The organism is Celerinatantimonas yamalensis (assembly GCF_046054155.1).
Taxonomy (GTDB): domain Bacteria; phylum Pseudomonadota; class Gammaproteobacteria; order Enterobacterales; family Celerinatantimonadaceae; genus Celerinatantimonas; species Celerinatantimonas yamalensis.
The window spans coordinates 814,875-836,450 of the sequence record NZ_JBEQCT010000001.1 but is presented as its reverse complement, the minus strand read 5'-3'; the positions used below and the strand labels follow the sequence as shown (position 1 = coordinate 836,450).

At 44.5% G+C, this 21,576-nt stretch carries 22 protein-coding genes and 1 riboswitch; of the genes, 12 read left to right on the top strand and 10 right to left on the bottom strand.

Translation table 11 applies throughout. The features are described 5' to 3' along the window. The first annotated feature begins 126 nt into the window (after positions 1-126). From ABUE30_RS03965 to leuB, 5 genes are read left to right on the top strand one after another with little or no spacing between them, the layout of a single operon-like run. The gene (locus tag ABUE30_RS03965; RefSeq protein WP_408622364.1) at positions 127-1,494 is read left to right on the top strand and encodes a YcjX family GTP-binding protein; all 1,368 of its coding nucleotides are present in this window, start codon (positions 127-129) and stop codon (positions 1,492-1,494) included. A 48-nt stretch (positions 1,495-1,542) separates the two neighbouring features. Then, complete coding sequence (locus tag ABUE30_RS03960) at positions 1,543-2,547, top strand: TIGR01620 family protein (RefSeq protein WP_408622363.1); 1,005 nt, start codon at positions 1,543-1,545, stop codon at positions 2,545-2,547. 56 nt (positions 2,548-2,603) lie between these two features. Continuing rightward, positions 2,604-2,936, top strand: coding sequence for a 4a-hydroxytetrahydrobiopterin dehydratase (locus tag ABUE30_RS03955; RefSeq protein WP_408622362.1), 333 nt, complete (start codon positions 2,604-2,606; stop codon positions 2,934-2,936). Between the two features lie 2 nt (positions 2,937-2,938). After that, a complete protein-coding gene (locus tag ABUE30_RS03950) occupies positions 2,939-4,381 on the top strand; it encodes a TyrR/PhhR family helix-turn-helix DNA-binding protein (protein WP_408622361.1) in 1,443 nt (480 codons plus the stop codon). Positions 4,382-4,412: 31 nt separating this feature from the next. Next, positions 4,413-5,519: a 3-isopropylmalate dehydrogenase gene (gene leuB, locus ABUE30_RS03945; protein WP_408622360.1), complete on the top strand. Its 1,107-nt coding sequence runs from the start codon at positions 4,413-4,415 to the stop codon at positions 5,517-5,519. A gap of 101 nt (positions 5,520-5,620) precedes the next feature. Here leuB and ABUE30_RS03940 read toward each other — a convergent pair whose 3' ends face one another. The 3 genes from ABUE30_RS03940 to ABUE30_RS03930 all read right to left on the bottom strand — a co-directional run bounded on the left by ABUE30_RS03940 (position 5,621) and on the right by ABUE30_RS03930 (position 7,687). Further along, entirely contained in the window at positions 5,621-5,830 is a 210-nt protein-coding gene (locus ABUE30_RS03940) for a cold-shock protein (RefSeq protein ID WP_408622359.1), read from the bottom strand. A gap of 208 nt (positions 5,831-6,038) precedes the next feature. Beyond that, a complete protein-coding gene (locus ABUE30_RS03935) occupies positions 6,039-6,476 on the bottom strand; it encodes a SufE family protein (RefSeq protein WP_408622358.1) in 438 nt (145 codons plus the stop codon). Further along, entirely contained in the window at positions 6,473-7,687 is a 1,215-nt protein-coding gene (locus ABUE30_RS03930; RefSeq protein ID WP_408622357.1) for an aminotransferase class V-fold PLP-dependent enzyme, read from the bottom strand. Before ABUE30_RS03930 ends, ABUE30_RS03935 begins: the two co-directional genes overlap by 4 nt. A gap of 437 nt (positions 7,688-8,124) precedes the next feature. Here ABUE30_RS03930 and nhaD point away from each other — a divergent pair, with 437 nt between their 5' ends. Further along, complete coding sequence (nhaD, locus tag ABUE30_RS03925; RefSeq protein WP_408622356.1) at positions 8,125-9,558, top strand: sodium:proton antiporter NhaD; 1,434 nt, start codon at positions 8,125-8,127, stop codon at positions 9,556-9,558. 106 nt (positions 9,559-9,664) lie between these two features. On the opposite strand, the gene ABUE30_RS03920 is transcribed toward nhaD, so the two are convergent. The 7 genes from ABUE30_RS03920 to ABUE30_RS03890 form a co-directional block, all read right to left on the bottom strand. Beyond that, complete coding sequence (locus tag ABUE30_RS03920; RefSeq protein ID WP_408622355.1) at positions 9,665-10,219, bottom strand: TMEM165/GDT1 family protein; 555 nt, start codon at positions 10,217-10,219, stop codon at positions 9,665-9,667. Positions 10,220-10,317: 98 nt separating this feature from the next. Then, a riboswitch (yybP-ykoY riboswitch) is annotated at positions 10,318-10,415 on the bottom strand. Between the two features lie 44 nt (positions 10,416-10,459). Beyond that, positions 10,460-10,795, bottom strand: coding sequence for an SUI1 family translation initiation factor (locus ABUE30_RS03915; protein ID WP_408622354.1), 336 nt, complete (start codon positions 10,793-10,795; stop codon positions 10,460-10,462). Positions 10,796-10,849: 54 nt separating this feature from the next. Further along, positions 10,850-11,128 carry a FeoC-like transcriptional regulator gene (locus tag ABUE30_RS03910; RefSeq protein WP_408622353.1) on the bottom strand — a complete coding sequence of 93 codons (279 nt, stop codon included), beginning with the start codon at positions 11,126-11,128 and terminating at the stop codon, positions 10,850-10,852. Beyond that, positions 11,125-13,467, bottom strand: coding sequence for a Fe(2+) transporter permease subunit FeoB (gene feoB / locus ABUE30_RS03905; protein ID WP_408622352.1), 2,343 nt, complete (start codon positions 13,465-13,467; stop codon positions 11,125-11,127). Before feoB ends, ABUE30_RS03910 begins: the two co-directional genes overlap by 4 nt. Continuing rightward, a complete protein-coding gene (locus tag ABUE30_RS03900; RefSeq protein ID WP_408622351.1) occupies positions 13,464-13,739 on the bottom strand; it encodes a FeoA family protein in 276 nt (91 codons plus the stop codon). The genes feoB and ABUE30_RS03900 overlap by 4 nt, the downstream gene beginning before the upstream one ends. A 490-nt stretch (positions 13,740-14,229) precedes the next feature. Further along, positions 14,230-15,129 carry a LysR family transcriptional regulator gene (locus tag ABUE30_RS03895; RefSeq protein WP_408622350.1) on the bottom strand — a complete coding sequence of 300 codons (900 nt, stop codon included), beginning with the start codon at positions 15,127-15,129 and terminating at the stop codon, positions 14,230-14,232. Further along, positions 15,126-15,863: a YciK family oxidoreductase gene (locus tag ABUE30_RS03890; protein WP_408622536.1), complete on the bottom strand. Its 738-nt coding sequence runs from the start codon at positions 15,861-15,863 to the stop codon at positions 15,126-15,128. The genes ABUE30_RS03895 and ABUE30_RS03890 overlap by 4 nt, the downstream gene beginning before the upstream one ends. 173 nt (positions 15,864-16,036) lie before the next feature. Here ABUE30_RS03890 and sohB point away from each other — a divergent pair, with 173 nt between their 5' ends. The 6 genes from sohB to ABUE30_RS03860 all read left to right on the top strand — a co-directional run bounded on the left by sohB (position 16,037) and on the right by ABUE30_RS03860 (position 21,550). Beyond that, entirely contained in the window at positions 16,037-17,059 is a 1,023-nt protein-coding gene (gene sohB, locus ABUE30_RS03885) for a protease SohB (RefSeq protein WP_408622349.1), read from the top strand. A 156-nt stretch (positions 17,060-17,215) separates the two neighbouring features. Then, positions 17,216-17,854, top strand: coding sequence for a thermostable hemolysin (locus tag ABUE30_RS03880; protein WP_408622348.1), 639 nt, complete (start codon positions 17,216-17,218; stop codon positions 17,852-17,854). After that, on the top strand, positions 17,841-19,415 hold the full coding sequence (locus ABUE30_RS03875; RefSeq protein WP_408622347.1) for an AMP-binding protein: 1,575 nt from the start codon (positions 17,841-17,843) through the stop codon (positions 19,413-19,415). Before ABUE30_RS03880 ends, ABUE30_RS03875 begins: the two co-directional genes overlap by 14 nt. After that, positions 19,408-20,088 (top strand): TenA family transcriptional regulator, encoded by a 681-nt coding sequence (locus tag ABUE30_RS03870; RefSeq protein WP_408622346.1) that lies wholly within the window; start codon positions 19,408-19,410, stop codon positions 20,086-20,088. Before ABUE30_RS03875 ends, ABUE30_RS03870 begins: the two co-directional genes overlap by 8 nt. Beyond that, positions 20,088-20,888, top strand: coding sequence for an SDR family oxidoreductase (locus tag ABUE30_RS03865; RefSeq protein WP_408622345.1), 801 nt, complete (start codon positions 20,088-20,090; stop codon positions 20,886-20,888). Before ABUE30_RS03870 ends, ABUE30_RS03865 begins: the two co-directional genes overlap by 1 nt. After that, the gene (locus ABUE30_RS03860) at positions 20,888-21,550 is read left to right on the top strand and encodes a hypothetical protein (RefSeq protein ID WP_408622344.1); all 663 of its coding nucleotides are present in this window, start codon (positions 20,888-20,890) and stop codon (positions 21,548-21,550) included. Before ABUE30_RS03865 ends, ABUE30_RS03860 begins: the two co-directional genes overlap by 1 nt. Positions 21,551-21,576 lie beyond the last annotated feature (26 nt).

Here is a 21,576-nt window from a genome sequence, read left to right as displayed (position 1 = left end):
TTTTTTTCTAAAAAATAGAAAAATTTGTAAAAATTTCATAAAGATAATTAAAAAAGCAAGGCTTCTTCAACACCACCTTTTCGGTTAAACTATGATCATTTAGTGGGGTGAAGGCGGAGAATTGATTTGCGATCATCATGGCAGATGAAGAGTAACGAGTGGTTTAAACGCGGAAGTGACCAATATCTGCGTATTGCTGTGACTGGATTACGCCGAAGCGGCAAGACAACGTTTATGACGGCATTGGTGGATGCTTTACTACATGCTGATGCAAGTGCTTTCCCTCTGTGGCAGGTCGCTGCCAGTGGGCGTTTGATGGGAAGTAAACAGGCACACTATGAGAGTTTACATATTCCCACTTTCCCCTATGCCCAACAACGAGAGATGTTGTCGCAGGGACTATGGCCCCAGGCAACAGAAACGCTTAATGAAATTCGTCTGGTGATCCGCTATCAACCCAGTGGTGCGATTCGCCAGCGATTATTTCATCATCGGGATCTCTATTTAGATTTGTTTGACTACCCGGGCGAATGGCTGCTGGATCTTCCTTTATTAGAACAATCTTTTCAGCAGTGGAGTGACAGCATGCAGCAAGCCTTTGCGCTAACTCCGGTACCCACACAAAAACTGTTCAACCAATTAAGTCAGCTTGATTCGGCTCGGCCAGCCAATGATTACCCGTTAGATGCGATTGCTGAGGATTACCAGCATTATCTTATTGCCGCCCGTGATGTGGGGGGATATTGGTTGCAACCGGGGCGATTTTTATTGCCAGGCGAGCTTAAAGGCGCCCCTGTTTTGGCTTTTTTCCCGTGGTTTGGACAACCGGTTAAACACCCCGAGCAATTATCTGAGGATAGCTGTTATCGCGTTTTACAACGGCGTTATAACTATTATCGCGATCAGGTGGTCGCGCCATTTTATAGAGATTATTTCAGTCGATTTGATCGTCAGGTGGTGCTGGTTGATGTGCTCGACGCACTTAACCATGGCGAGGGTGCCATATTGCAAATGCAAAAAGCGCTGTGCCAAGCACTCGAGAGTTTTCATTATGGACGGCGTCACATATTTAACCGACTTTTTTCGCCTCGTATTGATAGAGTCGTGTTCGCCGCTTCACAGGCTGATCGCGTGACACTTGACCAATATCCTGCGTTGGCGCTACTGCTTGATGAACTGTTAGCGCCAGCGGTCAACCGCATCCGCTTTAGCGGCACCGCTTATCAAACCATGGTTACCAGTGCTGTGGTGGCGACAGAACAAGGTCGTATCCATGGTCAGTCAGCCCTTCGCGGTCGTGATCTAAGCAGTGGAGAGATGATTAATGTGTTTCCTGGTGGGGTTCCTCGTAGTATTCCTGAGTCATCATTTTGGCAGCAGCATCACTTCGATTTTCCGCAATTTTTACCCCCTTCAAAGCCCTTAAATCAGCTGCTTCCCCATATGCGAATGGATGCGTTGTTAGAGTATCTTGTTGGTGATAAGTTGTCATGAAGCGACAGACTAGTTATAACCCAGCACTTAAATGATGAGGAGTAATTGATGAACGTTCCCCCACGCCAAGATTATCCAGATAAAGAGTCATCGTCCTCATCGGTGGATGAACCGTTAGGGCAACGTCGTGACTTTTCGTCAGAAAATGTCGATTGGCAAGCATATTCTGAAGAGATGATATCTCCCATCGTCGAACCGATTATATCCACTGGACCTTCACGGCTACGTTGGTACTGGCGAGTCGCTTTTAGCAGTGGATTATTCATTTTGTTGTGGCCACTATTTACTTCACTGTATTCATTGATTTATGAGCCCCTTGCGTTAAATCAGTTATTTGCAATCAGTGTGGTTGTGTTAAGCGTGGTGGTGTTGATTGCTATCGGTTATGAATGGTGGGCGGTGTTTTGTTTGTCGATGCGTCAAAAACACAGCCACGATTGGTTGCAACATACCAATCAATATTCGGTCACAAAGCTTCGTCGTCAATGTGCCAAGATGGCGAGCTCAATGCATTGCTCTCAAACGCAGTGGCAACAGTCGATACAGAATTATCATGAGCCCTCAGAAATTTTATCGATTTTTGAGCAACAAGTGCTCAGTGAACAGGATAAGCGCGCCAAGGCATTGATATTAAAGTTTTCGTCGCAGTCGGCCGTTATGTTGGCCCTGAGTCCTTTTGCGAGTTTAGATATGGCTTTAATGATGTGGCGTAATTTACGACTCATGCGGTTACTGGCCAAATTGTATGGATTACCCAGCGGATTAATGATGCAGATGAGTTTGATGAAAATCATTCTTGGTAATATTGCTTTTGCTGGAGCGAGCCAAGTTATTGCCGATCTAGGGGTTGAAATGACAGGTACCAATTTAACTCGTAAGTTATCTGCGAGTATGGCTGATGGACTGAGTGCAGGATTGTTGACTGCGCGCCTAGGTTATAAATGTATGCAAGTTTGTCGACCATTGACGATTACATCACAACAACTCCCTAAATTGGCATCAATTCAGCGGCAGTTATTAAAAGATTTAGTCGTCATGACGTCTAAGAGATGATCATTGAAGGGCTGATCCGCTATATTGATCATACAGGACCGATAAGGAGTGTCATGATGACTAAAAAAGAACAACCTTTAAAGCTGAAGGTATTAAGCCATACGCAGATTGAGCAATTGTTGGCTCACCTTGACCATTGGCAACTACAGCATGTTGATGAATCGCCACGATTAGTCAAAAAATATCAGTGTCAACAATTTGCTGATGCGATGTTATTGGCTAACCAAATTGGCAATATCGCAGAATTGGAAAAACATCATCCACGACTGGTCATTCAATGGGGATGGGTACAGGTAAGTTGGTGGACATACCGCCAACAGGGCTTAACCGAAATGGATTTCATCATGGCCGCCCGCTGTGATGAATTGGCTGAACGAAGTGCAGGATAGTTATGAGATGTTTGGAAATAGTCTGTCCTTGTAGTATTGAAGTTATTTCCCATATTTTTGAAATACTGGCAGCGTACCAACTTTCTATTGATGGGATAGAGTCTGATCCGTCTGGCTTTATCTATATTGTGATTTCTGATTTAGATTTCGCTGATTTAAAGGAACTGTTAACCGGTATCCGCTGTTTAGATAGTGTTCTGGATGCCCGAGTCGTAGGAATGATCCCATCTGAATTAGGGGATCGCCAAATTCAATTATTGCTGGACCAAATTATATACCCTGTGTTGCTTGTTGATCGCAATGGCCTCATTTTGCATGCTAATCAGGCGAGCGCGTTCGCCTGTCAGAGTTTATTTGAACAGCTATTGGGGCGACCTCTCACTGACTTTGTAAAAGGCTTTTCTATCAGTCGTTGGCTGGGGAGTGGCAATGGGCGTACAGAGTTTGCTGAAGTGTACTTAGGCGAACGGCCTTATCGTGCGTTTGTTGAGCCACTCGCTGATGAGTTGTCGTTATCGCATTTTCCTAGTGTGTTGATGGTGTTCCGTTTGGAGGGACAATATGTCCCTAATTTAGATTTGGCCAGTATTCGCGACAGTTTTGCTCCATTTGGACTGATTGCTCAGGCTAATGAGTATTCCAGAGTTATCGAGCAATTGCAGCAGATAGCCCAACAGCCTAGACCGCTCCTGCTCTATGGTGAAGTAGGCAGTGGTAAACGTTTTTCTGCTAAGCTTCTAAACCATTTACAAGGAAATTCGCTCGAGAGTATGCCGGAATTGGCTGGCCCCATTGATGACACCGCTTTAGATGAACAGTTACTTGAAATTGCCATCAATCGCCCTGAAATGGTGTTGGTTTATCAATTAGAGAATTTCTCCTCGGAGCAACTGCCTCGAATCATGGCGCAGTTGAACAGTGTCAAACAGGTTACCTTTACGTCGCAATACAGCCCCGAGCGGTTGATCGAGCAAATTGGTAATGAGCTATTTTATTCTGGGATTGGTCAGTGTATTGAAATTGCGCCATTACGTAACCGTCCCGATGATATTGTCGCGTTGGCGCAAGCATGGTTGGATGAATATTATTTGAGCTTGGGGCGTTCTTCACTAGCTTTGAGTAAATCTGTGCAACAATTCCTTAAAAAATGTCAATGGCCAGGCAATATTGCTCAACTATTGCAGGTGTTACGTGATACTATGGCTAGAACAGGCCCAAGAGCCTGGATAGTAAGAGATATTCAATATGAGCATCGCCGACAGAAAAGCGAACCGATGGTAAGTGGTCTACTCGATAAGGATTATCATCAAGCGATGAACGACTTTGAACGATTGCTCTTGAGTTATCATTATCCACAGTATCCGAGTACACGTTCTTTAGCTAAAAAGCTGGGATTATCACACACTGCCGTGGCGAAAAAACTCAAAGAGCACAAGCTAACTTAGCCTACGAGGGCTTAGATTTCAGGAGTTGAGAATGAATCAGTATAAAATTGCATTGTTAGCTGGGGACGGGATTGGTCCAGAGATTATGCGTGAAGCGGTTAAGGTATTGAAAGCAATCGAAGCTCGTCATCGCGATGTGCAATTTGAGTTGCAACCCGCTTTATTTGGTGCCGCTGCTTATTTTGAAACAGGGAAGGCCTTTCCGCAAGAAACCATGCAAATTTGTGATGCAGCTGATGCTATCTTAAAAGGGACAATTGGTTTAAGCCACGAAGAGTCACAAAAAATACCTGTTGATGAACAACCAGAACGGGGTGCCTTATTGCCAATGCGTCGCCGCTATAATACCTTTGCTAATTTCCGTCCTGTGTATCTACCAAAAGAACTGGCATTTTTCTCGCCACTAAAAGAAGATATTATCGGTGATGGCATTGATTTTATGATTATTCGTGAATTGGTCGGTGGGCTTTATTTTGGTGAAAAAGTTACCGGTATCAATGAGCAGGGTAAGCGTTATGTTAAAGAAACGCTTGAATATAACGAAGACCAAATTAAAGCCATTGTAACGGTCGCCTTTGAAACGGCTCAATCAAGGAAAAAGGTCCTCCATAATATTCATAAAAGTAATGTTCTAAAATCTAGCGTCTTATGGAATGAGGTCGTCTCTGAAGTCGCAGTTGATTATCCAGATGTTGAAGTTAAACATATATTAGTTGATGCAGCCGCTACATATTTATGTCTTAACCCCGGACAATTTGACGTGATGGTCATGGAGAATATGTTCGGTGATATATTAAGTGACGAAGGCGGTGGGATTTTGGGTTCATTAGGTTTAATGCCGTCGGCCTGTGTGGGACCAGAAAAATCATACTATGAACCATCGCATGGGAGTGCGCCAGATATTGCTGGGCAAAATATTGCTAATCCATATTCGATGATAGGTTCAGTTGCCATGATGTTAGATATGAGCTTTGGAATGAAAAAAGAAGCACATAATTTATGGCAAGCAATGCGAGCAGTTTTTGCCGCGGGTTATTGCACACCAGATCTTGCTAAAGGTAAGAATGTAAAACTGATTAAGACAGATGAATTTGGTGATATGGTAGTTGCTGAATTGAATAAAATGCCAGTTACCTAACGTTTAACAGGGCGTGTTCAGGGCAGAACGAGCACCTAGACGGTACGCTGTTGATCAAAAAATAGCCGCTATTGCGGCTAATTAATATCATCTGTGGCGTATTACAGAGGAATAACATTCTCTGCTTGAGGGCCTTTTTGGCTCTGGCCCAGAGTAAACTCGACCTGTTGACCGTCTTTAAGGGTTTTAAAACCATCAGATTGGATAGCACTGAAGTGAACAAACACATCAGGTCCATTTTGTTGAGAAATAAAACCAAAACCTTTAGTTTCATTAAAGAATTTTACGGTACCAGTCAATCTATTGGACATATCACGATCCTGCAATAAAAAATATCTTCATAGTTCGCTTAAATAGAAGTGCTTACCAAGCATACGAGTATGAAACTCATAATCTAGTCAATGGCATGACACTATTAATTTAAACGTAATTTAGTATACACAGAGCCTTTATAGCTGCAAGCTGTTTCCAGCCAGTTATAAGAAAAATAAATTACATTTTTATTACTGTCATAAAAAATTAAATAACTTTGGGATCTATATCACGCTCATATGTATGTAAATAATTGATATTTTGCCAAATAGCTTGAATGCCATTTATTCGCGAATCACTAATATAATGACGTAGTCCTAGTGTTTCTAATCTTTCAATAATATTAATGGTCGAAATATCTTGTATACAGTGGTGATGAATAACAACTAAAAGAACCACCATTAACCCGCGAATAATCCGTGCTTCACTATCTAGCCATATAGCCTCATCGTGCAGATACACCCAACTACGACTTTCACAACCTTGGACTTCGTATTCGGCCCGATGTTGTGATTCTGAAAGTGGTGGCAATTTTTTTGCGAGCAATAACAGTTGTCGATAACGCTCTTCCCAGCTTTTAGCCTGTTGGAATAATTCACAAAGATCCGACCAAGAGGGGATGTTTTCTGATTGAGGATAGTTCATAAGCGATTAATATCGATAGCTTGTTGTAAAGTTTGAATGAATAAGTCAATGTCTGATTGAGTATTATAACTGGCCAGCGACACACGAATACTCCCATAACGCGTGAGAGCCTTGGTGATAGGCATCGCGCAATGATAGCCACAACGGATCGCTATTTGTTGCTCGTTAAGCCAACTGGTAATGTCAAATGGATGAACGTCAATGACCTCAAAAGCGATCACCGCACACTGCTGTAATGGTGTCGCGACTAGTTTTACGCCATCAATAGCTGCAAGTTGCGCGATTGTATAATTTAGGAGGTTTTGCTCGTAATCATGACGACCCGCATGCCAGCGACGAATAAATGTAACCGCTTGAGCCAGTGCCAAAGCACCATCGATATTGGGGGTGCCCGGTTCCAGCCGATAGGGGAGTTCACGATAACTTGCATTGTAATATCCGACCTCTCGGACCATTTCTCCTCCAAATCGCGTAGGGGTTAGCCGCTCTAAAAAATCAATTCGCCCGATGAGTGCGCCAATCCCTGTTGGCGCATACATTTTATGGCCAGAAAATACATAAGCATCACAATCAAGCTGCTTGATATCGACATCTAGATGAGCAACTGCTTGGGCACCATCAATCACGCATAAGGCGCCATATTGATGGGATAATTTGCTAATCAATGCCACATTATTGTGTGTGCCTAAACTATTGGCCACATGGCAGCAGGCAACGAGTGCAACAGAATGAGTGTTTAATAAATATTCGAATTGCGTTAAATCTAGATCCCCAGCTTCTGTTGTTGGAATAATCAGCAACTGCAGGTTGTTCTGTTGACATACCTGTTGCCACGGGATTAAGTTAGCATGGTGTTCTAAAGCTGAAACGATAATCGCCTGATTTTCTTGAAACTGGCCGGTTAAACCAGAGGCAATACGATTCAGTCCATCGGTGCTGCCGCTGGTCCAGATGAGTTGTTCAGTGTCTGCTCCGAGCCATGCGGCCACAGTGGTTCTGGCTTGTTCAAAAGCGATGGTGACTTGATTGGCAAGTAATGATGAAGAGCGATGCACGTTACTTCGCCCTTGCTGATAGTAGCTGACTAATGTTTGTACAACTTCATCAGGGAGCTGTGTCGTTGCCGCGTTATCTAGATAGATCCCCAACATATCTGAGCTAGAAAAACAGCTGAACTCACGGCGAAACGCAGTAGGGTCGAATAATGGCATGGCTAACACTCATTGAAAATAGGGAGCTATTGTAACCTGATTTTTAGTTGGCTTTAAGTCTCAGAGCAAAGTGTCTCAAGTGAATGAGCAATGAGTTGGATAGCATCATTTTGTGAAGGAGTTTGTAAGATTCTATCAAGGTGCGTGATTTTATAACTAGAAATGAAATTATATTTCGTATTAGTGTGAACGCTGATCTTTGTCAAGTTCATTGCTAGCTATTCGTATCACAATCTTAGGTAAGAAAGTGCCTTAATATAAAGCGGTTATCTTATCACCTTAGTCTCTGTATAGTGCACTTTTGGGTAGAACACTAACCGATGATATCCACAGACATGGGGCATTGTCATCGATAATTAATTCTGGCAACTGGCAAATTGGTCTGCTTAGAAGGTCCGTCCAGTTGCCTGCGAACGCATTAACGAACAGGAATTATTATGTCTAAATATCTCCGATGGGGAGTTTGGCTATTATTGAGTTTGAGTTTTCCGGCTCTAGCAGAACAACCCGTCCCTCATCTTCATTTAGTTGGCACACCGACAGCATGGCTATGCCTTATTGTTTTTGTTGTCGCTTATTTACTGGTTGCCAGTGAAGAATGGACCCAGTTACATAAATCAAAACCCGTATTGATCGCGGCTGGAGTTATCTGGTTTGCGATCGGCATTGCTGAACGGGGATCGCCACATGCGGCGTGGGTTGGAGAAGCTTTTAGCTCAAATTTAGAAGAGTATGGTGAGCTATTGTTGTTCTTGTTGGTTGCAATGACCTATATCAGTGCTATGGAAGAGCGCCGCGTCTTCGATAAATTGCGGTGTTGGTTGGTGAGTAAACAGCTATCGTATCGAACACTGTTTTGGTTGACTGGATTATTGGCCTTTGTTATTTCACCAGTTGCCGATAATATGACGACAGCTCTGTTGATGTGTGCCGTTGTCGTTAAAGTGGCTAAAGGTGAACGACGCTTCATTAATATGGCCTGTATCAATATTGTCGTTGCTGCTAATGCTGGCGGTGCTTTTAGCCCATTTGGTGATATTACAACATTGATGGTTTGGCAAAAAGGGGTGATTGGATTTAATCAATTCTTTGATCTGTTTTTCCCTGCTTTAGTGAGTTTTGTCATTCCCGCTGTCATTATGACTTTTTTCATTGCCCGAGGTCCGGTTAAATCCAGTAGCGAAGATATTTCAATGCAACGCGGTGCACGACGTATCATTGGCTTGTTCGTGCTTACGATTGTAACCGCGGTGATTGCGCATAATTCATTTGATTTGCCACCCGTGATGGGCATGATGATGGGGTTAGGTTACCTGCAATGTATGGGCTATTACTTGCGCCGTAGTTTCCCTCGTAAACTTGCTATGCACAAAGCAAAAGCTGAGCAAAGTGGTGACAAGCAAGCAATGAGTTATCTGGGAAGTGTTGTTCCGTTTGATGTGTTTAATCGCATTGCTCAAGCTGAATGGGATACATTACTATTTTTCTACGGCGTGGTCATGTGTGTCGGTGGATTAGGCTTTGTTGGCTATTTGGAGTTAGCTTCAACGGCGATGTATTCCAATTGGAATCCTACTTATGCCAATATTGCGGTCGGGGTGCTCAGCTCCGTTGTTGATAATATTCCGGTCATGTTTGCTGTCCTTTCTATGCACCCAGCCATGAGTGTTGGTCAATGGTTGTTGGTGACGATGACGGCTGGGATTGGTGGGAGTTTACTCTCAATTGGTTCTGCAGCTGGGGTTGCGCTGATGGGGCAGGCCAGAGGCTTTTATACTTTCTTTGGTCACCTTCGTTGGTCACCGGTTATTGCACTAGGGTATGTAGGGGGCATTTTAATGCACCTTTGGTTAAATAGTGCATTGTTTTAAAGAAATTATTCTAAGAGACCTGTTTTAAGAGAAAGAGAGCCGCACTAGATTCAGATTGCGGCTCATTTGTGTCAACTCCCTCTGGTTAGGAGAGGTTATCCGCACGCTATGAACATAGCGTGTAAATTCCTAAACCAGTAAATAATAAACATGCACCTCGGCGGATCCATTGCAAAGGTAATTTATCTACATGGTAGTAACCGAGTAACATCACAGGAATATTGGCAACACAAACTCCCAACGTACTGCCTATCACAACGTATTCAATGTTGTGGAATTTGGCTGCTAACAGCAGTGTCGCAATTTGCGTTTTATCCCCAATTTCAGCAATAAAAAACGTGATCAAAGTGGCTAAAAATGGGCCATAGCGCATGGCACTGTGTGATTCATCATTCATCTTATCAGGAAATAATGCCCAAATAGCGACCATAAAAAATGAAGCAGCGATAATCCAACGAGTGATATTAGGTTGCAACCATTGTCCGATAACAATTCCTAAATACCCTGCAATAAGATGATTTAAAAGAGTGGCTAGGACCATTCCAGCAATAATTGCGAGAGGTTTGCGAAACCGACAGGTCAGAATAAGTGCCAATAACTGTGTTTTGTCACCTAATTCAGCGATACTAACTGATACAGCCGAAGTGAACAATGCGTCCATGAAGTTTATTACCAAGAGGTGGGTCAGACAAAAACACAGTAGCATATCCATGACCCACCTCATTATTATTGGTGTTGGATAAGCGACTTGGTCTTGTCAGGCCAATATTGGCTGTGATTACCATGCCAAATGAGTGGCAAGAATGTTGACAATCACTCGCATCATATTTAGTGCGACGACTACTCCCCAAAAGCGGCGGCTATTCTAGCGAATTTAGCTTGTCAAAGCAAATTGGGGGAATTATCCCCCGACTCGTTTGAATCGATACTGATGATCGGTAAGCCACTTTTCAATCAAAGCACGTTGATCGCCTTGGATCTCGATGGTGTAATCTTTGACACTCCCCCCCACACCGCAATATTTCTTAAGGATTTTAGCCTGCTGTTTTAACGCATCTTGGCTGATGCCAAAACCACTCAATACAGTCACGCCCTTACCTTTGCGACCTTTTGTTTCTCGCTGAATGCGAATCACACCATTCCCTTCGGGGATCACTTCGGACTCAGCTTCTGGCTCAATTCGACCTCGATCGGTGCTATAGACTAATTGGCTGAGTTGGTCGTGTAAACTTGCCATGAATAACTCTCAATATAAAAGCAGATAGGCTATTGGAGCCTATCTGGGCTGATTTTAGCTAATTATTTTAGCGTTAACGTGTAAAGGGCTCAACCTTTGCTCTGGTTGCCATTGATAAAACGCTTTTGAACTGCAGCCACCTGATTCACAATTACTACAGCCACCACTTTGGCAGCCATTGTCAACGCGCAACGATACCATACCGCGACGCTGCCAATGCGCTAAAGCTTGTTCGACTATCGGCTGAGAGAGTTGCAAGGTTACAGCTATTTGGCTGAGGGTTGCCACATGATGTTCACGCAATAAGTCTCTTACCGCAAAAAGTGGGTTCACAGAGTACTCTCCATCGTAATAGCTGTTTGTTGGATTTGATGTTTACCAAACAAACGTAATCCAAACAGAACAATAATAAAAGCAGCTACAATGCCGGCACTCCAAGCGAGTGAGCTATCAGGGTGTTCGATAAAGGTCCCCAGTTGGAATATTAGGGTACCACCAGCCCAGCCTAAGGCAACGCCATAAGCGGAAGAGAAGACCATCCATCCCCAACCTACTTCACGTCGCAGGGCGCCCATGGTACTGGCGCACGGCATATATAGTAGAATAAAGACCATATAAGCGAAGGCTGACAACGGTGTAAAACCAACGGCAAGCGCTTGTAAGGTCGCACTACTTGCCCCTGATGTCTGGCGCGCGTCATCGTTGTTATTGAGATTAGCAATTCCCAATGGATCACCTAATGTTGAGATAAAGGTCATCGCGTTCGCAGGAATAGTGGCTAGCGCATCTTTTAATTGCTTTAAAATATCAGGATGACGATAGTTCGCCATATTGTCTTCTGCATTTTGTCGCTGATAGATACCATTCATGGTTCCGATAACGATCTCTTTGGCAGCAGCGCCGGCAATCAAACCTGACACAGCTGGCCAGTTATCGGCTTTAATCCCCATCGGAGCAAAGATAGGTGCAATAGCTCGGCTGCCTTGAGCAAGTAATGAGTGATCAATATCGGTTGATGTGAGCTTGCCATTATGCCAACCGATACCGGGTAGAACGAATAGCACAACACCAATGACGGCAATTACGCGGCCAACGCGGAACATAAATATTTTTAAACGATGCCAACTTTGCAAGGTCACACTACGCAAGCTGGGTAAGCGATAAGGCGGTAATTCCATGGCAAAAGGTTGTGGTTTGCCAGTTAACGCTGTTTTCCCAAGTAACCAGGCAGTTAAAAACGCGACAACGATACCGATGACATATAATAAAAAGACCACTTGGCCACCATTATCGCGGAAGAAAACGACGGCGAAAGCCATATAAATGGTTAAACGTGCCGAGCATGACATAAATGGTTGCATGAGTACGGTTAGAATTCGTCCGCGCGGGTCTTCAATAATACGCGAGCCCATAATGGCAGGGACGTTACAGCCAAAGCCTATCACCATAGGTACTAGTGTGTTACCGGGCAATCCTATACGGCGCATCAGCCGGTCCATCGCATAAGCAGCTCGGGCCATATAGCCTGAGTCATCTAGTAGTGCTAAGAATAGAAATGTGAGCCCGATTGGCGGAATGAATGCGATCACAAGGTTTAAACCACCACCGATTCCGCCAGCAACCACAGAGACGAGCCAATCAGGTAAACCAATGAGGTAGAGTACATGGCCAACCCCACTAATTAATAATGCAGATGATGCTTGGTCAAAAAAGTCGAGTAAAATGTTACCGCCACTATAACTGACGACAAAAACAACATATAAAACAGCTAGAAAAATCGGAACACCCAGCCAGTCGCTGAGCACGATATTATCAAGCCAAGTGGTAATTTTCTGGCGCATGGGGTTGGCTTTGATTGGACTAAACGCAAGTGTCGCACAACTTAATGTCCAGTCAAAACGAGCCGCGGCAATCATGTCCGCAAGATCTTCACCTTGGCTGTCATAAACCTGCTGGCGATAGGTATCCAATAAGCTTTGTAGTTGGCTGTCTGAAGTGGATGATAACCCTTCAAGTAAACGAAATGCTGAAAAACGACTTCGCGCTGGATTATCATGCGCTATTGCGTTGGTTAATCCTTCAATGGCCGATTGCGTTTGGTTATCGTACGCAACGGGAATGCCAAGCTGTGGCTTAGTTAAACTGTGTTCAATGCAATCTAGCAGCTCTTCGCGGCCTTGTCCTTTGCGTGCGACCATCGGAATCACGCGAATACCGAGTTTTTTTGATAACTGCTCAACCTCTGGTTTTAAGCCCAATGATTGCGCTTCATCAATCATATTCAACACCATGATCATCGGCTTGCCAATGGTCAATAACTCTGAGGTCATGCTTAAATGTCGTTCAAGATTTGAAGCATCAACAATATTAACAATTAAATCGATGTTCTGATCCAGTAAAAAATCGCGCGCAACGGCTTGGTCATCACTGCCACCGCCGAGCAAGCTATAAACGCCAGGCAGGTCGACTAAACTCGCCCGTTGGTTAGCTAAGTTCATCATGCCCGAGCGTTTTTCAACGGTAACCCCAGGCCAATTGCCAATATGCTGATGAGCGCCAGTCAACAAATTAAATAATGTCGTTTTTCCGCAGTTAGGGTTACCCGCTAAGGCGATGATAGGTGTATTACTTTTAGATACATGATCCTGAGGCGATCCACAGCATGAACTCATAATGATGAAGTCTCCTTGTCAGCAGTGGTCGATACTTCAATTTGGTCGATAATTTCTTGGCTGAGCGCAATGCGAGCGCCGCCGACTTTTACAACTGCGCCGCGTCGACCGGGCCCATGAACAACCGTTAAAGAAATTCCCTTACGAAGACCTAGCATGTTCATTCGTTGAATGTCACGAGAAGAGCCATGAATTTGGATAATTGTTGCTTGGTGGCCGAGTTGAAGTTGACTGACCCTCACAGAGAGTGGCAAGTTATTTAATTGATTCATTATGTTCCACTGCTAATAGTTGCTGAGTATCGCATCAAATGGCGTACAGTATAGTTATTGTCGATAGCGATTATGATTAATAGTATCGCTTATAAAACATATTGCAAATGATAATAATTCGCTTTTATCTTGATGATTTTGATCCAAATCGTGTTTGATGTAAATGGGCAACTGCCAATAACCCTAAAAAACTATAGGTTATTGTCTGCTTTGGACAGATAATGGTTGGTGAAATGGGGCCAGTTGCGTAGGTTGCTAACATAGCGGCATCTAACTTGTTGGAATTACAAAGGCCCTTTTAATGAGCTAGTTACGCTTAAGTGCATAAGAGCTTATGAGACCTCCCTGGCGGAGTTTACTAGCGTTGAGGGTTCACTGTGTCGATGCCGATATGGTCGCAGCTAACTATTTTTTTCAGCCATTTCCCGACCCGCTCCCCCCAACACGTTATCCAAAATTCTCGCTATACTGGCTGCAATATATAATTGAATCAGCTCGCTGATGACGTATATTGGTCGACAATAAGCTGCTCAAGTAATGCGCCGGCTGGGCCTTGATGTTGGGGCTTTGGTGCCACCAGATAGCTAGTAAATTGGCGCGTTGCGCCGCGTTGTACCTTTAAATTAATGAGAATCCCTGAACTCAGATGCTCTTTAACCTGATGTTCCGGTAGCCAAGCAAATCCCATTCCTTGTAAGAGTAACTCGATTGCTTCATTAAAGTTTGATAGTGTCCAGCGTTGTTCCGCTTTGAGCCAACCGTGACGATTATCGGGGTGTTTACCATTATCCCGAACAACCAATTGCAAATGCTGCGTTAGATCGTCGTAACTAATGTTCGATTGCCGAGCGAGGGGGTGTTGGCGATGGGCAACTAAAACAAGTCTGGTATGGCACAAGCAGGTCCCCAGAACGCCAAGCGGTAGCTCCGGGGTAATAACTAGATCTGCACTCGCATCAGTAATCGCCTCTGCAGTTGCTGAGATAACGGTATCTATAATCGTCACTCGAGTGCCGCGACTTTGTGGGTGAAATAACTTCAGCGCCTGATATATTTTATCTTTCGGATGAAAATGTTCAACGGCAATCGTCAGTGTTGGCTCCCAACCACGTTCAAGCGAATGTGCTAGTTGTTCTAGATCTTCTATCTGCTGTGTTAAGAATTGGCTGCGACGTAACATGACTTCGCCTGCAGCGGTTAGTTGGGCTTTACGACCTTTTACTTCCAACAGTTGTACGCCAAGTTGAGCTTGCAACTTGGCTACAGCATGATTCAGTGACGATTGACTTTTGTTCAGCTCTTTGGCTGCCTGCGCATAGCCGTTACAGTGCACAACGGCTTGAAAAATACGCCACTGCTCAATGGTGGTGCGAGCACGGTAAAGACTCATTTAGGTTGCGCATCCAAACAAAGGCCATTGACTGATTGACTGCTATCATCCATCAAATAAAGATAAGTCGGCATAATATCTTCGGGTGTTTTGAGGATCAAAGGATTTTCTTGCGGGTTTGCTTGAGCACGCATAGCCGTGCGGGTGGCGCCGGGATTGATACAATTAACGCGCAGCGAACTAGCATGATACTCATCCGCCAAGGTTTGAGTTAAACCTTCAACGGCAAATTTTGAGATAGCATAGCTGCCCCAACCAGCTCGGCCGATATGACCAACGCTGGAACTGGTAAAAATCAGTGAACTCAAGGATGCTTTTAAAAGTAGTGGCAGTAAGGATTGGCTAAGCAATAATTGCGAGCGGACATTAATATTCATGACTTGATCAAAGTTATGAATATTAATGTCGATTACTGATACAAGTTCCCCGAGAATACCAGCACTGAAAAGGGCTCCGTCAAGGCGATGCCACAGCGTCTCAATGTGGGCGATTAACGATTGATACGCTGTTTGATCAGCATGGGCGAGGTCAAAATCGATCGCTAAGGTTTGGGTATTAAACGGTTTTATCAGTGACAGTGTTTGCTCTAACTTACGCCGGTCTCGGCCTAATAAGACTAAATCTGCTCCATATTGTGCATAATGCAGCGCAGCGCAGCGACCCAAACCATCACTAGCACCACTGATGAGAATGACCTTATCTTTAAACGCTTGAGGTTGAGGTTGAAAGTGCAAGTAATCAAGCTCTTGGCTGGTAGCCATCACATTCCCTCGCGACTGTAAATTATCATAGCCTTTCCTTATACCGCAAATTAACAGCCTTGACGAGTCAAACTCTTCAAGAGTTAACCGTAGACACTCCCTATCAACCGATCCTAGAATAGAGCAAATTATATTGGAGAATGATTGTGGATTTTTTATACCATGTGGGGATATTTCTGCTTGAAGCGGTGATTATTGTAGCGGCAGTGGCAGCAATCGCTGTAATCGTTGTTGCAGCAGGCATGAAAAGTCGCCAAAAAGCAGGTGGATTACAGATCACGGATCTCTCTAGCCAATATCGACGGATGAGTGATCAAATCACTGAAGAGTTGATGGCTAAAGAAGAACGAAAAGCTCATCAAAAAGCGGTGAAGGCCAAGCTCAAACAGGAGAAAAAGCAGTCTAAATCAGATGAAAACAAGCTTTTTGTCATCGATTTTAAAGGCAGTATTGATGCCAAAGAAGTGCGATCATTACGTGAAGAGGTTACTGCAATTTTATCTGTCGCCAAATTGACTGATGAAGTATTAATTCGTCTTGAAAGTGGTGGTGGTATGGTCCATGGATATGGACTTGCAGCCTCGCAGTTGGCGAGGATCCGCGAAGCGAACATTCCACTGACCGTCGCTGTTGATAAAGTTGCCGCAAGCGGTGGTTATATGATGGCGTGTATTGCCAACAAGATTTTAGCAGCACCATTTGCGATCGTTGGTTCCATCGGCGTTGTTGCGCAGCTACCTAATTTTAATAAACTTTTGAAAAAAAATGATATTGATTATGAGCAGATCACGGCTGGTAAATATAAACGGACATTGACAGTTTTTGGTGAAAACACTGAAGAGGCTCGTGAAAAATTTCGCCAAGAATTAGAAGAAACGCATCAGCTTTTCAAGGGATTTGTTCATCAATATCGCCCTGAATTAGATGTTGACAAGGTTGCCACTGGTGAACATTGGTTTGGCCAACAAGCCCTTGAAAAAGGACTGATTGACGCTATGACGACTAGTGATGATTATTTGATGAAACATTATCAACACATGCAAGTGGTTAATGTTCATTATCAGAGCAAAAAAACATTGAGTGAAAAATTAGGTAAAGCGGTATCGATGGGTGTTGATCGCTCATTTAGTCGCCTACTCAATCAAGGTAAATGGGATTGGATGCGCTAAAATTATCGCATTGATCTTCAATAGGAAGCTTGCAATTGCAAGCTTTTTTTTTGGCCGATCATGGTGCAAAAATGTAGAAAAAATATAACTAATCTATTTTTCATTAAGATCTTGTTAAAAATGACATGAGATTTACCTGTAGAAGGTCATTCATTGATGCCACTTTGTTCACAAGTTCGTCCTTGTTCTCCGCCTTTAGTGATTGTTGGCCCTGAATCATTGATGCGTAAAGACATTGAAGTGTTTATCTCAATGCGCTATCGAAGTGCATTTGGAGCGACAATTCGAGATTTCCATCCTTATTTTATCGTTAGCTTTGATCGCCACCAAAATATTCAATTTGCCTGCGGTTTTCGCGGTGCTCACCTGCCACTGCATCTCGAACAATATCTAGAAACGCCAGCAGAAGTTATGTTAGGTGAGCTTCTGCAAGCATCCGTTTGTCGTGACCAGCTCGTTGAAATTGGTCAGTTGGCCACTTTTTCGATCGCCCAAGCGCCGCACTTATTTTTGGCCGTAGCTGAGCTGTTGTTAGCCCGCGGGTTTAAGTGGGCAATGGTTACTGCAACAGGCCCTTTGTGGGCATTGTTTAAACGCTGTGGCATGCATCCATTGACATTAAGTGGCGCGTCGCTTGAATCACTGCCAACTGATGAAGCAACCCTATGGGGGAATTACTATCACCATCGCCCGCGTGTTTTAGGTGCTGATTTAAGCCTAATGGCCACGCAATTGCGACAAACATTACAACCTGAATTGGGCGTGATAGGAGACGTTATTGATGGACAAAATTAATCAGTGGCTGAACCACGGAGCTACACAATATCCCGATCGGATCGCTCTCGAAGGCGACTGGTTGGATGGAGGCTATCAAGCGCTTAGCTATGCTCAGTTAGAAGAGCGGGTGGCTCGGACAACTAGCGAGCTTGTCAAACGCCAGATCCGCTGTGTGTTATTACGAGCCGATAATAGCTTAAATTGGGCGATCGCTGATTTAAGCGCGATGCGTGCAGGCATTGTCTTGGTGCCTGTGCCAACATTTTTTAGTGCCAAACAAATCAGTTATTTAGCTAAAAGCTGTCAAGCTGATGGTTATTGGGGCGATTGGCCTGAACAGATGCATGCAACGACGTATCTTATGGATATGCCGCTCTATTGTCAGCGTGTGACAGATACTGTTGTGTTTCCCCGCGATACACAGAAGATCACCTTTACCTCAGGATCAACAGGCGACCCCAAAGGGGTTTGTTTGAGCCGTCAAGCACAAGCCGATGTGGCCGAATCATTGGCCAGTCGTTTAAGTGCCAATCAGCAAAACCTCTCTTGTCATATGGCGTTGTTGCCTTTAAGTGTCTTACTTGAAAATATCTGTGCACTCTATGTGCCTTTCGCCCTTGGCGCGAGCTGTGTGATCCGTCGTAGTCAACATGTCGGCTTATTTGGCTCCAGTCGTTTTGATGCCGCAATTTTTAGCCAAGCATTGCGCCAGCATCAACCACATTCGCTGGTGGTCACGCCTGCTTTATTAGGCGCATTAGTGCAGCTTACCAGCCATTCAATGGCGCCATTTAGTCAACTACAATTTATTGCTCTTGGCGGTGCGAGGGTTTCGCAGCGCCTTCTTGCGCAGGCTGAGCAGTTAGGGTTGCCCGTCTATCAGGGCTATGGCTTATCGGAAGCCGCTTCTGTGGTGAGTTTTAACACCCCTCAGGCAAATCGTATCGGGAGTGTGGGGCAAGCGCTTGAACATCGCCAACTGCGTATCGATGAACAAGGGCATTTGTGGGTCCGTGGATCGTTAATGCAAGGCTATCTCGGTCAACCGGAACTCGGTGAACAATGGCTCGATACCGGCGATTTAGCGCATCAAGATGCGCAAGGCTATCTCTACATAGAAGGCCGGGCGTCAAATCTACTCATTACCAGCTTTGGCCGTAATATTTCACCGGAATGGCTTGAGTCTGAAGCGCAAATTTGGCCTTTGTTACAACAATTGGTGGTGTTTGGTGATGGAGGCGCGCAGTTAGAGGCCGTGGTATTGCTCAAACAGCCCTCATCGGATGAGATGGCCGAAAAAATGCTTGATGAGCTGCAACAAAGCGTGCAATCGTTTAATCAACAGCTACCTGATTATGCTCGTCTTTATCACATTTATTGGTGCTGGCAGCATAACCCTATGCTTAGCGATTGGCGTACCAGCAATGGTCGTTGGCGCCGTCAGCACATTCAAACTTGGTTAGTCAGCCGCGGATGGCAACCTATATTAACGGTTAATGATGCTGTGAGCGTGGTGCCATTGCATCAGCTCGACGCAGCGAACACAATTTCTTCTACTGGAGTGGACTGTCATGAATGAGCTATTTTTTGCGCAATTACAACAAGCGACCGAGGTGGCTCGACATCATATGCTCAATGCGCCTATTTTTGCGGCGTGCCAACGCGGTGATATTGATCTACCGAGTTATCAGGCTTTTCTAACGCAAGCCTATCATCACGTCAAACACACGGTGCCCTTACTCATGGCATGTGGTTCTCGTCTAAAAGAGCGTGATGAATGGATGCAAGCACCGTTAGCTGAATACATCGAAGAGGAACAAGGACATCACTTGTGGATTTTGGACGACCTTAAAGTGTGCGGCGCGGATATTAGAGCTGTGCAACAAAATGCTGGAATAGGCCGTGTTTGTGCGCCAATCGAACTGATGGTCGCTTATCTGTATTATCAAATTGATCGTCATAATCCATTGGCGCTATTCGGTATGGTATGGGTATTAGAGGGAACCAGTGTTGGGGTTGGCGGTGCCATGGCTGACTTGATCCAGCAGCACTTGCAACTGCCTGATGAGGCCATGAGTTATCTGCGTTCACACAGTAGTTTAGATCAACAACATATCAAATTATTTGCAGGATTAATGGATAAAATTACAGATAAACGCGACCAGCAGGTGATCATTGATTCTGCCAATATGGTTTTTGCACTGTATGGGCAAATGTTAGCGCAAATCCGCCCCATTCAAGAGGGGGTGTGATGCAAATTAGTCAACAATGTATTGTGTTAACAGGCGCCACTGGCGGAATTGGGCAAGCGTTGGCAATGCAGCTTGCTCAGGCTGGGGCAAACTTAATTTTAGTTGGACGTGATATGGTGCGTTTAGAGCAGTTAGCAGCATCACTACCTGCAGGATCGCATCAGTGTTGGTGTGCCGAGCTGTTAGAGCCTCACGCCTTGCAACAGTTTTTAGCGAGACTTAACGACTATGGGCAAACACACAGCATCAATATGGTGATTAATAACGCCGGTTGTCAAAGTTTAGATCTGTTTTGTGATCATCAAAGTAGCGATATTAGCCGGCAACTAATGCTTAATGTTGAGGTGCCGATGCAGATCGCGTTAGCCGCACAGCAGTGGCTGACAAGCCCTGGGATGCTGGTTAATATTGGTTCGGTACTCGCTGCGATAGGCATGCCGGGATATAGCGTCTATGGCGCGAGCAAAGCAGCCATGTATCGATTTAGTGAAGCACTAGCTCGGGAATGGTCAGGATCGGGCCGACAAGTGCTGTATGTCGCTCCTAGAGCCACTGCAACAACCTTGAATGATGCTCGCGCTCAGTCTATGCAGCAACGTCTAAAACAAAATGTCGATAGTCCTGAAGAGGTCGCTAGCATTGTATTGCAAGCAATTAAGGCAAACCGTAGCGTACGTTGGATCGGCTGGCCAGAGCGTTTATTTGTTCTACTTAATCAGCTACGACCAAGTTGGGTTGGACGCGAATTAGTTAAACAACGATCGATCATTGAACCGATCCTTCGTCAGGAGAAAAAATAATGACCCGCAGCATTTTTCAATGCGCGTTTGGCGCGACAATAACATTGTTGGTCAATCATGCGATGGCCGATCCACTGTTACTTGATATTCAGCATCAATGGGCACACTGTGAATATCAAGTCAGTGGTGACAAACCGAAACAGACTTGTTTAGAAGATACAACCCGGCATGTTGCAAGTATTGCAGCGCAATATCCAGAACGCAGCGATATAAAAATATGGCTAGCGATTAGTCAAAGTTCCTTAGCCGGGCAAAAAGGTGGTTTTAGCGCCTTAGATTTGGTCAAACATGCAAAAAAAGAGCTATTGCAGGTGTTGTCTGAAAAGCCCACTATTTTAGACGGTTCTGCTTATACCACTCTTGGGTCGCTGTATTATCAAGTGCCAGGGTGGCCAATCGGCTTTGGCAGTGATAGCGAAGCAAAAAAGTATTTACAAAAATCACTAGAAATTAACCCAAATGGAATCGACAGCAACTATTTTTATGCCGATTTTTTGCGTTCTCAAGGGAACAAAAAACAAGCGGTGGCGTATTTTCTAAAAGCCTATCATGCACCGCTTCGATCTGATCGACCTATCGCTGATCAAGGTCGACGCGGCCAAATAAAAGCAAAGTTGGCCAAACTGGGATGTACCCAAGCAAATCACTGCTTAGCAAATTAACGCCAATTAAATGCCCCTGCGATCAT